We start from the raw sequence: 12,410 nt of genomic DNA on the forward strand, positions 1-12,410 counted from the left end.
TATTACGCCAGCAGCGTATGCGCAAGCTGCCTATTCTATCTCCTTGCTTCCTTTTTGCTCCGCTCCAAAAGCTGTTGCAGACCGTTGTTTTTGTCGGGTAACCAGGTGAACGCGATATCGAGCGCTACACGGTCCCAAACGGCCCGACTGTTGATGTGTTTAGGTCTCGGCATGCGCCCGTCAGCAACCATCTCTTCAAAAAGCGTCGATCCGACACCGACGTAGCGTGCGGCTTCGTCGCGAGAGAGTCCTCTCGGCGGGTAGGAGATCGCGTCACTCTTCATAGACGCTGCCTCGGAGATATCGGCGCGAAAAGGCCGCAGCCGCGCGAAGCCAAAATAGGCAGTTGCTTCGGCAGCTTCGTGGCAAAGAAACAGGGCTATGTTGCCATGAGTGCAACCAGATCCGCATATCAATATCATCCCAACAGGGCGAGATCGTCCTGCCATAATAGGATGTGGCTTTGTGCGGAAGCTGCCTCAATAGTTCGTTCGGCAAAAGCGAACAGCGACGTGTAAATCGGACAAATGATACTCCACAGAATGTTCCGCTGCAAATGTGGGGGGCCGAGTCGCTAGACCGCTACATCGCAAGACCCCCTATCGAGGAGGCGTTCTTTTGCTATCGTCGGCAAGCGGCCTGACAACAAATCGAGATCGAGCAACCACGAACTCGAAATTGCGAGTCGGGACGATGATGGATTGGACGGATACAGAAATATAATCAACTAATTACGCGATGTTGTGTGCATAAATCGCACACGAAAGTTCTGCTCCTATTCCTTTTTCGTTCCTGCGACGGAACCGCCGATAGCCCTTTTGGGGCGATCTTCTGCCGAAGGTGTTAGCCTCTCCAACTCGAATGCTCGCCAGGATATCCTTTGGACGCCGCGCTTGGTTGGTTGCCATCAAGTCGAGTGCTTCCCCCCAAGGCTCTCTCGAAGTTCTCTCAGCCGCGGAACCGCGCCATGCGATGTTGTCGTTTCATTCTCATCGCAGACATTTCCTATCTCAAACTGTTACCCCTTTTGGCACCGCTGGCCGAAGGTGGATAGGACCGAAAAGATCCGCCTGCAACCGAACGGCCACAGACGGGAACCAGTGATCGTCACTGACGGTCAATGCTGGCGTCGGCGTGGGCCCCAGCAGGCGACCGGCATCGGGGGCGCAAGACCGGAATCGATCGACGCCAAGTAGTTAGCAAGCGAGGGATTTAAGCGTCGATACAGCGACCCGATGGAGGCGACACCGAAGTTATCAACATTGGACAGGAACTGCATCGATATCTGACAAAACAGGTTGCTTTGACTCGGCTCCGAAAGTCCGCACGTTCATCGCTATTTGAATGGAAATTGATTCCACATTGAATAGGGTATTGGTGGTAAAAGGGGAAGTGTTGTATCGGCGGCGGCGGGGAGGAAACGCCATGATCGATTCAGAGGTGTTTGACTTCGTCGAACGCTGTCGAAAACATGCCAATGTCGGTCAACTACTCACCGACCTGCTTCACACGGTCAAAACCCTCGGCTTCGAACATCTTATCTTGAGCGGCGTGCCGCTTGGCGGCCAGAAGCTTGCTCCTATGGTCGAACTGAACGGCTGGCCCAACGGCTGGTTTGAACGATACGTCGATGCCGAGCATGCAGTTGTTGATGGTGTTTGCATCTACTCGGCAAAGACCTTGAAGCCATTTCTCTGGGCAGATGTTCCGGCGAAATGGTCTGGCACAAAGGCCTCCCAACGGGTAGCGGGCGAAGCAGCTGAGTTTGGCATCATGAGTGGTTTTGCGGTGCCAATGCTTAGTGTCAGTCATTGGCAATCGGTACTTTCGTTTGCATCTTCAGCCAAGGTCTGCTCGCTGTCGCCTCGGCAGGAGGTTCAGTTGGTGACAATGGCCATTTACGCAGGAATGGCTATCCAAGCACTCTCACAGAGAGACGATAAGAACGAAGATCTACTAACCGATCGCGAAAGAGAGGTCCTTCTATGGGCCGCGGCGGGGAAAACATCGTCCGAAACGTCTCAGATCCTTGGGCTCACCGAACGGACTGCGAAATGGCATCTGACAAAGGCCCGCGAAGCCTTTGGGGTTGCGACCACCACCCAGGCCGTAGTTGAGGCAGTTCGCAAGCGCCTAATCCATCCATAGCCTAGTCAACTGTCCGATCGGACAGGTGACGCATTTTAGCGAGCCTGCAACTATCCTCCAGGGAAGGATAAGGGGGTCGCGTTGTGATAACTGCCCATGTCGTCAATGCGCTGAATAAGCGCCTCTACGAGAACGAATTCGACGAGTTCTTGCGCCGCCGCCACGATTTCTTCGTGCACCAGAAAGGTTGGCGCCCTCCGAGCCCGGATGGTCGTGAACGTGACCAATTTGATACGGACGCCGCAACCTATTTGCTTGGCATCGAAGAGGGGCGCGTGGTGACCTCGGCTCGATTGATCCCAACGAGCGAACCACACATGGTTTCGGAGATATTTCCTCACATGTGCGAGAGATCGGGTGTCCCTCGTCGACCCGACTGGGCGGAATGGACGCGGACTTTCGTCGTTCCCGAAAAACGCTCGACCGGACTGCGTGGAACGCTCACCCAACTATGTTGCGCAGTGATGGAATATGCCCTTGAGGAGGGCCTCGCCGCCGTTGGAGGTGTTCAGGAAACATACTTCATGCCGCATCACGGCGCCCTGAAATGGAGGGCAGAGCCGATGGGGATGGCTCGGGAAGAGAACGGAGAATGGTACATCGTCGCATACATCGACGTGAATGAAGACGCTCTCGCAAGCGTTCGGAAGATTCTGCGCGTTGACAATTCGCTATTGGTAAGGCGGGGAACGCAAGTGCCCTTTGTCGACGGAATGCCGGTCCCTGAAAGCAAACGGCGCGCATGTGCTTAGCAAGAAACGGATCATGGGAGGATGAAATGAAAAAGCTTGGTCTAGCTATCTTCACAACAACTGCCTTTGCAGCGCTTGCATTCAGCGCTCACGCCCAACAGGTCAATGCCTCAGGTTGTGCAGAGAAGGGCGTTGAAAGCGGCTGCGTTGTACTGAAGGACAAGGACACACTTTACAACATTACGCATGCCTCGCCGAAGCCAGTTCCTGGTACCTATGGCACCGTAACGGGCACGTGAGCGGTGACGCCGATATCTGTCAGCAGGGGGCCTTGCTCAAAGCTGCGGAATGGAAACCCGACCCAGAGAAGAAATGCGATAACACCCAGTAGGGCTGCACACGAACGGGCTACTGGTACCTGAAAACAGAATTGATGGATCGAAAGAGTCTCCCATGGCGACCGCAGTTGTGGACCGCAGCGGAAACGGTCTGAAGTCATTCTCCATCCACGCGCAGGACGAGCAATCCCACGCTACATTCACCGCACTTGCAAGCGAGCAGGCAGCTCACCCAACGTTTGCCTTCCCGGCTGCGGCTACGGAAGCTGTCGACCCTGAAACTGCAGCCAGGCGCTATCTGAATCAAACGCTCGAAAGCAAACTCACTCCCGAGTTCGTTGCTCCCAAAACGGAGGATGCGGAGAGCCAATTCAAAACGATCGGAACTGATACGGTGCCCCTAACCGGCACGCGAACCGTTAAGTTTCGACAAGCCTTTCATGATATCCCGGTGTACGGGTCGCTGGTGACAGTCGAACTCGACGAAAAAAACCGATTGGTGAGCATTAACTCCGCGTTGGGCGAGCCAGCAGGTGTGCAGCCGCTAGCAAAGATTTCACCCGCGGAGGCAGCTAAAGCGGTCGTGAATAAGCCACCCTACAAGAAAGACCTTACGGGCATCGCTCCGCGACTCAATTACTACTATGTCGCTTCGCGCGCTAAGTGGCACCTAGCATTCATCTTTGAGGACGTGCCAGTCGCCCACTCGAAACGGGCCCCCAAGAGCACCGATACGATCGCCCCACGCTATTTCGACTACGTCGTTGATGCGAAAACGGGAAGGGTAATTGCTGAGCTTCCGCGTACGCCTAGTATGGCGTCAGAGGTGCAGAATGCAGTCGATGCCCAGCAAAATCAGCGAAGTATTCGAGTTGAGACGATCGGCAACCGAAGCGTTCTGAAGGACACGGTAAATAACATCGAGACCTTCGATTTCCAGTTCGACGATCCAAACGTGCATGATGGGGCTTTACCTGGTCAGCAGGTGACGCCGGCTTGGCCCCCTGGTGCGGTGAGCGCCCATGCAAACGCTGAAGCGGTTGCGGACTTTCTTCGCACGGTCGTTCTTCGGAATAACATCGATAATCAGGGCGGCCCTATGAACGCGAGCGTGAACTGCGTTGTCGCGAGCGAGAGCCGTGACGGAAGGCAATGGTTCAATGCTTATTGGAACGGCCAGCAAATGGTGTATGGCCAGGTTATGAGCAACGGCCAACTCCTGACTTTGGCGGCCGCTTTGGACATTGTGGGCCATGAGATGTTCCATGGCGTAACGGACAACACTTCGCGTCTCGAATACGCCGGGCAGTCGGGAGCGCTGAACGAGTCATATTCCGATATTTTTGGCATTCTTATTGCCAATCGAGGCGAGCCGGACCGGCGCCGTTGGGACTGGAAACTCGGCCAGGGTTTCGCCAATGGGGGAGGAGCATTTCGTGACCTGTCAGATCCGGCTTCTCTTGGTCAGCCGGCGCATATGAATGACTTTCGAGTATTGCCGAATACGCAGAGGGGTGATTGGGGCGGGGTGCATACAAACAGCGGCATACATAACAAGGCTGCACATTTGATAATGACTGCTTCAGACGCCGGCGGCTTCGTTTTCGAGGCGGACCAGGTCGCCGGTATTTTCTATATCGCCGTCACTCAGCAACTCTCACGTACGTCGCAATTCACCGACAGCCGGAGAGGCGTACTTAGCGCAGCACGGACATTGTTCAGAAATTTGCACGCCGACCAATTGGCGCGCCGTGTGTCGGCGGTCGAGACTGCCTTCGACGCCATTGGCATCCAATGATGCGCAAAAGCACGCCGGCAAACTTCGCTAGGCAGGTTATTCTGAAGAAGGAATGCGCAAAGCCTCCTTCCTCCGCTGAGGCCGCCGAAAAGCTTGGCCAAGCCGGTGCCGTCATTGTTGATGAGCAAGCGTCGTCTCTGCTGGTAGAGGGCCATGAGGAACGATCTGGCAGTGTATTTACTTTCAGGACAATGACATGCGGCTCATGAGCATCATGTGGATACTTCTTTTGCGCCTGCCATGGCCCTTGCTGCTCGTCACGGTGTTGGGCTGGGCCTTGACGGTCGGATCAAATATCATTCCGACGATGCCTGACCTGTGTTTAGCGGGAACATCTGGACAGACGATCACAGCCAGGGCTGAGGCGGCGCTTGCAGGTGGCGACCTGACGGTGGTCGCGTTGTCGTGGTGTGCCATGCTGATGGGGATGATGGCCCCGCTGCTGGCAGCACCTTTGCTCCATGTTTGGCAGTCGAATTTAAGGCACCGGAGGTGGCGAGTAAGTTTGCTGTTCTTGCTCCCCTACCTCATGGTCTGGGTGGCAGTCGGCGTCGTTCTGATCCCGATTGCGTTCTTAATGCAGGCGTCATTCATGCCAGCGCTCCTCGGCGGCACCGTCACTCTGATCTGGCAGATTACGCCGCTCAAGCAAATGTCTCTCAACGCATGCCATCAGCTTCCGGGCCCTTCTGTAGACGGTGAATTTAGCGCCCTACGGTTCGGCCTATCGCATGCTCGAGCTTGTGTTGGCACGTGCTGGGCCTTCATGCTTCTCGCTATTGTAGTGACGGGCCCGATCCATTGGGTCGTTATGGCGACGATAGTATCCTTTTCGATATTTGAACGACGTCATGTGCCGCGACCACCGCGCTGGTTCGCTGCGTTTCGTATAGCTCCGCACGATTTTTCGCGATCCCCCCTGTCATTCGACGGAGGTCTTCTGTGATCATCAGCATCCCCGTGTACAATGAGGTCGACCTTCTTGACGTTGCTGGCCCTCACGAGGTCCTAAAATGGGTGGATGGGTTAGAAGTCCGTCTAGTAGTAGCAACAGCGAAAGCCCCGATCGTCACGCGCGATGGATTTCGCTTTTTGCCAACGCATTCGTTCGCCGATGCCACGACAACCGATGTGCTCTGGGTTCCCGGTGGGAACCCGGCAGCGCTGGCGCCGATGATGAACGGCAGTGGAGACCGACGCTATGTCGAATATCTCGTGCAAGCAGCAAGCGGTGCGACCTGGGTTTGCTCAGTCTGCGAGGGCGCACTTCTTTTGGCTGCAGCGGGTCTTCTGGACGGCTACGAGGCCACAACGCACTGGAGATTTCTTCCCTGTCTGAAATCCTTCAAGAAGGTTCGGGTCGTACCGGGGTTTCCACGTTTCCATCGTGATCGAAATCGTCTCACAGGCGGTGGAATTTCCTCGTGCCTCGATGAATCGCTCGAACTTGTCCGGCTGCTCACACGCGACGATACGACCGCCCGCGATGTACAGCGGACGATACAGTACTATCCACAACCGCCGTTCCCTAGCGACCTGAGTGAACCACCCCGCTGCATGTTTTCGTGGTAGCCGCGACCCTCGCGGCGGAGTGTCGCCACGAACTGGAATCGAATGTCGGTCTACTGGACCGGACTGTATCGACAAAGTCTCGAATGAAAGTGAACCCCAGGGAGCGTGTTCATGACGATATCCGATCTCGCAGGCTCATGGACTTACCGCAGTTTCATCAACAACCCCGACATGGTCGATGGCGATCCGCAGAAGGCCATTGATCTGTTTTTCGCGGAAGCGGAATTTCGGTTCGAGGCCATCTCTGACACTGGATTCAAGGGCGTAATCGATTGGGGAAGTGGTGGCTTAGATTTGGCAGGGCGGATTAATCCGGGCAGCGCCGATATGCCAACAGCTTTCGCAATCACTGGAACGGGAAGGCAGAGAAGCCAGACCGACGGTTGGGAATACGACTACAACGGATGCATCGGCTATCGCTGGCCAAACGGGGTGAAGCAAATCCCATCTCTTGTGGGAACCGTCATTCGAGCAAAGCCCCACAATGGGGCTCCGGCGGGCTTCACTGCCTCCTTCATCGCGGTCAAGAGACCGTGATTTCAAGATCCTCAGATTTCACGGCGGAGAGCCGCTCGAAGTTGAGCAGTTAGTCGCCAGACCGTTCAAATTCGCAATCGCAAACGTTAACGATACCGGCAAGGAGGGGAGACGAATGACCAGAACAGACAACGACAACTTGGTTGAACATCCGACCTGGTTTAGGGACATTCGAAGCTACTTTACAACGGTCGATGTGGACCACATGGCCAAGAAGGGCATCGATCTCGGCACGTATAACGGCGTAGTCGCGAACGCAGTCTCGATCTATTCACAGACCGAGGCTGGTACCATGCCTCCGGGGGAAACTGGAAAATGGAGCAAGAACCGCGTCCAGACATTTCTCAACTGGATTACTGACAACTATCCCCTTGGTACGCCCAGCCAGCAGACGATGGCCAGCAAGTCAGCTTTGGCCGCCGTAGCCGCCGACCGGTTGCGTAAGGAGGTTTCGGCGCTCAGCGCAGATGAGCTTGGGAAGCTGAAGCAGGCTTTCACAGAACTCATGAAACGAGAGCCAAGCGACCCGCAGAGCTATTTCGCCATTGCAGGTCTCCATTGGTTCCCGGCAATTGACCAGAACCCTCTTTTCCATTGTCTGCATCACGAAAATCGCTTCCTGGCATGGCACCGTTACCATCTTCGAACACTCGAAGATGCTTTGCGATCTGTACCTGGTTGCGGTGATGTTACGCTGGCCTATTGGGATGTGACTACAAAGCCGCCAGCATTCCTATACGAGGAACCTTTCGCGAAATATGCCTTGCAAGCCAAGATCGGGCATAACTACGACCCCCTAACGACCAGCAGGTATGACGCGGACGAGATTGTTGTGAACATGGGCCTTTACGGTGTGCCAGCCCAGATAGCACTGTCGCTCAGGCAATCCACGTGGGAGACCTTCAACTTCGATCTCTGGCAGGCTCACGACAACGGCCACGTCGCCTGTGGCACGACCATGGAAAATCAGGACATATCTTCATTCGATCCGATCTTTTGGTTTTACCATTGCAATCTCGATCGACTTTGGCTGGAATGGCAGAAGAGTGTCAGCGCTACGACGCTCGCAGGATTCAAGTCGACCTGTCTCCAACCGACGACATGGCTCGACAATCCAGTGTTGGGCGCCTTGCCGCCCTTCCAAGGACACGCTGCTGACGCCGTCACAATGATGGATATCGACTATGAACCGCCACCTCAGGAGGTTGCAACGATGGCCTTCGAAAACGCAGCCGGCAATATTGCTGCCGCGAAAGCTTTCACAATCGATAGCGCTTCACCGTTGTCGATCCGAGTCAAGGACATCAACCGCGCGGGCGTTCCTGGTACCTTCGTCGTCCATCTTCTAGCTGACGGGAAAGAAGTCGCGCGGCAAGCCTTCTTCCAGCCGACCGATCCTGGAATGTGCGCGAATTGTAGCGAACAGGCCAAGGTTTCCGTGGACTTCCGAGTGGAATCCGCAAAAATATTAGATCGAAGACTCTCGATCGAAATTCATGTCCCTGGGCAACGAGACGTCGGAACTCAGTTTCCGCTGTCAAAAGTCGGACAGCCCACGATCAATGTTCGTCATCTTGTGGCACCGCATGACGTCGAGGCAGCCCCCTCGTCAGCCAAGACTGCAGCGCCCGCCAGAACAAAGAAAGGGACCCGCCGCGACAAGTGATGGCGAGTGCCATCCTAGGTGTGCTTGTGCTCCTGATGCGTGAGCTCGGGAGCACTTGCCAGATTGGGGTCAGAATGTTGTGGAGTTTGCAACGGCCTTGGGACCAACTTTGCTGTGGTACATGCGAGGCGTCACCACTCACGGTCAGGGAAAGTTCACTGGTCGCCCGCTCCATATGCAAGTTGCAGGACCGCTGTTTTCTAATATTGTATGTTCAGAGTCGAAGGGACTGCTTACCAAGTACACAGCATGCCCGCTGCGGGTTGCGTATGTTCATTTCCTCATCGACTTAAGTTAGCTGCCTGACGCTGGTGGAAGCGTGCGGCATGAAGGGGAGGGGCCGGCCGTGAGTTCTCAATTGCCAAATGATTTCTTCACAATTCAAAGCATGCTGACGTTGAGTGGGGCGACAGGTGCTACATTCGTCATTTGTAATGGTTTGCAGCAAGCGTTTAACTTCAATCCGAAATGGCTTGGACTGCTGGTCGCTCAGCTGATCGTTGGTGCGGGTGTGGCCGCGTCGGGCGGCGATGGGCTCATAGCGTACCTAGTTGGTTTGATTAACGGCTTCCTCGTCTTTTGTTCGGCGGCGGGCGCAACAAGCGCACTCGGTCAGGGCGGTCCGCCGGCCATCGCACGCGGAGAGGTCGCGGCGGCCGATAAACAAAGTCCCACCAATAAGCGCCGTTTCCTTTCATCCTGGTTCTGATGCGTACGACGGCTGCCGAATTCGGCAGAACCATTCGGGTCGTAGCAGTAGGGGTTGGAGCCGTTCCAGGTAATTGGCTGCCGAAACTTGAGTCCCCTGAGAACGACGCAAAAGCGATCACTAGGTCGCTCAAAGAACCGGATGGGTGCGCGGTGCCGGGCGAGTTGGTCGATCCGCCGCTAATCGGTACGTTTGCAACGCGCGATGCGGTGCGCGACCGCCTGAAGGCCGTGATAGACCAGAGCGGACCAGGCGACACGGTCCTGTTCTACTTCGCTGGTCACGGGGTCCAAACAAAAGACGACTTCTATCTCTGCACAACCGAGGCCGACCCGAGCGATCTTGGCAAAACGGCCATTTCGGGGACGGATCTTGGGAGCTTGATTGATGCCGCAAACTGTCGCGGGGTGCTCGCAGTGCTCGATTGCTGCAACAGCGCCGCGGTGGTCGAGCACGCGCCTTCAGCATTCACGAAGCTGCGAACGGGGGAGTTTCGCATCCTGTTGTCCTCAGCGCGAGCCGAACAGAAATCTTGGGAAACAGCCGACGGAAAGGGGACCCTCTTCGGGCGCACGCTGGTCGAGATTCTCGATGGTGACATAGTCGTCGGACACGGTGATGGAGCAGTCTATTTCTCGGACTTAATCCAAGGATTGGAAACCGGGATCGCCGAAAAGCGATTGGAGTTACCCGACCTCCCCCCACAAGAGATGGTTTTCGCTGGATCTTACATCAGCGATCCGCTCGTCCTCGTGATGCGAGGCCAGACGCTAGATGCAGTCCGGTTCGCGACAGCCCGTTACTCCCCACGACAATTGCGGCGCATGGTACGTGCCAGTGCAGTGTCCATCGTGAGCGCAATTTGCTTTATCTTGATCACTTGGTATGGCTTGATCGATGCCACGCAATACGTGGTTGAGGAGGGCAAGCACCTCATCGCCTACAAGGGACATCCGCGCTTCTCTCTCCCAGGGTATCCCAAACCGCTGTGGCAATTTTCCTACGGCTCGGAGCGCCTCGACGGGGGTGCGAACAATCTGCCGATTATCACGCCTCTCGGGAAGCCGGTCACGCCTCTGGTAGAAGCGCACTATGATCGGCTTCAGCTGGCTGCGCAGAGCGCCGATGCAGGAGACCGGTTGGGGGCTCGCGCAGCAACGATGGATATCTTCAATGACCGAAAGTCACCATTCGAGACCCGATTTGGAGCCAAGCTTCTCTTTACCGAGGTTGCCATAGTCGACGACGTGCCACTGCTAAAGAGATGGACCCACGACGACCGATCGGAGATCCGTTTAGCGGCGTTGCGGGCACTTCTTCGCCTCTCACCGAAGGTTGGCGCTACCCTCGCGTACCTCGACGTTCGCGGGCTCGGTACGTTGTTTGCCCACGCAGATGTTCTCCGCCGATTGGACGTGCCGTGCGGTCCGGAAATCGAGAAATATCTAAACGCACTTGCGGGGGCAAAAGGACTGGTACCTGTGTCGCTTGTCCTCGATGCCGCCGCCCGCACTGGCTGCCAACTAGATGCGGACGCCATTATGGGGATGGTCGCGAGGCTGCAACTCTCCGAGGAAGGCCCCTTGGCTGGGTTTATCGAATGGAGGGAAGCGGTAAAACCGAAAGATGATCGGGGCGACGCCGAACAGCTGAAGCCGGACGAAGCAAGCGACTGGCGCTGGATATTGCTCCAGGCCTATCTCCCCAACGCGCCATGTGATCCACTATGGGCCGACGTGCTGGCCCACCCTCAACCCCTAGCCCTGGTTCCGGCATTGTTGGCCACTGCCCGTCACTGTCCAGGTGCTAATTTGATAATCAAGTGGAACAACATTCAGAGCTTCATACAACTGACATTGCAGCAAGACGGGAAGCCGCCTCAACAATTCAAGGATGTCTTTGGTGATGGGGGCGCCGATCTGATAGATTTTCTGCCTCTCATCGCGATCGTTCTGAAGCCGGACCTTAAGGATGTGAGCGCCGCTGCTGTACTTACAATCGACCCGCGTCTGAAAGCGGCTTTATTGGATCTGCTGGTCGCTTGGGGCGACAGCACTGAATTTTTTGGGAACCACCTCGACGCAAATGATATTGATCTTCGGCGTGCCTACGTCGAACACGAGCGCGGGAGCAAACACAAGATAGTAGATGAGTTGATTGATCGAGTAGGCCGCAGCGATATTTTTTATACAAGCTTGCTTGGCAGGATCCCACTGCTGACAGCGACGAAGGAACGGGTCGCCGCGATGTTAAAAGGGACGACCGAGGAACGCACGTCGGCTGCCTGCGTGCTTGCGATGCAAGCCTCCACCGCCGAGGTACTATCGCTTCTGACCAGCATTGAGGCCGACATCCGCTCGGAAGCGGCGGACTGTGTCTCCTACAACATGTCGATTGCTGAGATCGCAGCAGCTCTCCCCGGGAAACACGATCAGTTCCCCATTGAAGGCCTCAGTGCAATAAAGGAACAGGCCCGGCTTAAGGCATCTTTCATATCGCAATTGGCTACGATCCCGCCTGAACTACAAGCTTGGCGTCTTGAGCTTGCGGATGTCACTCCGGGGTTGTTTGGGCTGTGGGGCCGGGGTATGCGGGATTGGTTTGCAGAACAACGGTTCCAGAGGCGGCTGGCCGCGGGAATTGCGAGGCAGTGATTCCAAATCCGGATACAGCACTCACGCGACTTTTTCGCTTCAACTGCAATAGTGCTGGATGACTAGGACGATCCACGGGTAACGCAATCACGTCGGTGAGGTGGAACATTGCTGCCGCCCACCAAGCGCCTCGCCTCACGCTCGTCCTAAACTCCCAGCCGCCGTCCAAGGCGAGGATGCCTCGTGGACTCTGTGTCACGCGCCAAATCTCAGTTGTGTGCGTCAAGTTCTGCAAAATGGCGTGGCATTGCGTTGACGTCGGCGTGTCCGCCGCGCAGCCCCCGTGTTTAGCGGAG

The 12,410-nt window shown here is 55.9% G+C and carries 11 protein-coding genes; 10 read left to right on the forward strand and 1 reads right to left on the reverse strand.

The window, feature by feature from the left end; genetic code table 11:
• Window positions 1-35: 35 nt before the first annotated feature.
• Window positions 36-284, reverse strand: a complete 249-nt coding sequence (locus tag NKI39_RS25640; protein WP_352835269.1) for a helix-turn-helix transcriptional regulator — start codon at window positions 282-284, stop codon at window positions 36-38.
• A gap of 1,141 nt (window positions 285-1,425) precedes the next feature.
• Here NKI39_RS25640 and NKI39_RS25645 point away from each other — a divergent pair.
• From NKI39_RS25645 to NKI39_RS25690, 10 genes are all read left to right on the forward strand, one after another.
• Window positions 1,426-2,148 carry a helix-turn-helix transcriptional regulator gene (locus NKI39_RS25645; RefSeq protein ID WP_352835272.1) on the forward strand — a complete coding sequence of 241 codons (723 nt, stop codon included), beginning with the start codon at window positions 1,426-1,428 and terminating at the stop codon, window positions 2,146-2,148.
• An 83-nt stretch (window positions 2,149-2,231) separates the two neighbouring features.
• Entirely contained in the window at window positions 2,232-2,900 is a 669-nt protein-coding gene (locus tag NKI39_RS25650) for an acyl-homoserine-lactone synthase (protein ID WP_352835273.1), read from the forward strand.
• A 26-nt stretch (window positions 2,901-2,926) separates the two neighbouring features.
• Window positions 2,927-3,139 (forward strand): hypothetical protein, encoded by a 213-nt coding sequence (locus NKI39_RS25655; protein WP_352835276.1) that lies wholly within the window; start codon window positions 2,927-2,929, stop codon window positions 3,137-3,139.
• A gap of 154 nt (window positions 3,140-3,293) precedes the next feature.
• Window positions 3,294-4,976: a M4 family metallopeptidase gene (locus tag NKI39_RS25660; protein ID WP_352835278.1), complete on the forward strand. Its 1,683-nt coding sequence runs from the start codon at window positions 3,294-3,296 to the stop codon at window positions 4,974-4,976.
• Between the two features lie 196 nt (window positions 4,977-5,172).
• Entirely contained in the window at window positions 5,173-5,922 is a 750-nt protein-coding gene (locus NKI39_RS25665; RefSeq protein WP_352835280.1) for a copper chaperone, read from the forward strand.
• Entirely contained in the window at window positions 5,919-6,548 is a 630-nt protein-coding gene (locus NKI39_RS25670; RefSeq protein WP_352835284.1) for a DJ-1/PfpI family protein, read from the forward strand. Before NKI39_RS25665 ends, NKI39_RS25670 begins: the two co-directional genes overlap by 4 nt.
• Window positions 6,549-6,659: 111 nt before the next feature.
• Entirely contained in the window at window positions 6,660-7,085 is a 426-nt protein-coding gene (locus NKI39_RS25675; protein WP_352835287.1) for a hypothetical protein, read from the forward strand.
• Window positions 7,086-7,200: 115 nt separating this feature from the next.
• Complete coding sequence (locus NKI39_RS25680) at window positions 7,201-8,751, forward strand: tyrosinase family protein (RefSeq protein WP_352835289.1); 1,551 nt, start codon at window positions 7,201-7,203, stop codon at window positions 8,749-8,751.
• 346 nt (window positions 8,752-9,097) lie between these two features.
• Window positions 9,098-9,460 (forward strand): hypothetical protein, encoded by a 363-nt coding sequence (locus NKI39_RS25685; RefSeq protein ID WP_352835291.1) that lies wholly within the window; start codon window positions 9,098-9,100, stop codon window positions 9,458-9,460.
• A complete protein-coding gene (locus NKI39_RS25690; RefSeq protein ID WP_352835294.1) occupies window positions 9,460-12,114 on the forward strand; it encodes a caspase family protein in 2,655 nt (884 codons plus the stop codon). The genes NKI39_RS25685 and NKI39_RS25690 overlap by 1 nt, the downstream gene beginning before the upstream one ends.
• Window positions 12,115-12,410 lie beyond the last annotated feature (296 nt).

The sequence above is a fragment of the Mesorhizobium sp. M0664 genome (assembly GCF_040320565.1).
Classification (GTDB): domain Bacteria; phylum Pseudomonadota; class Alphaproteobacteria; order Rhizobiales; family Rhizobiaceae; genus Mesorhizobium.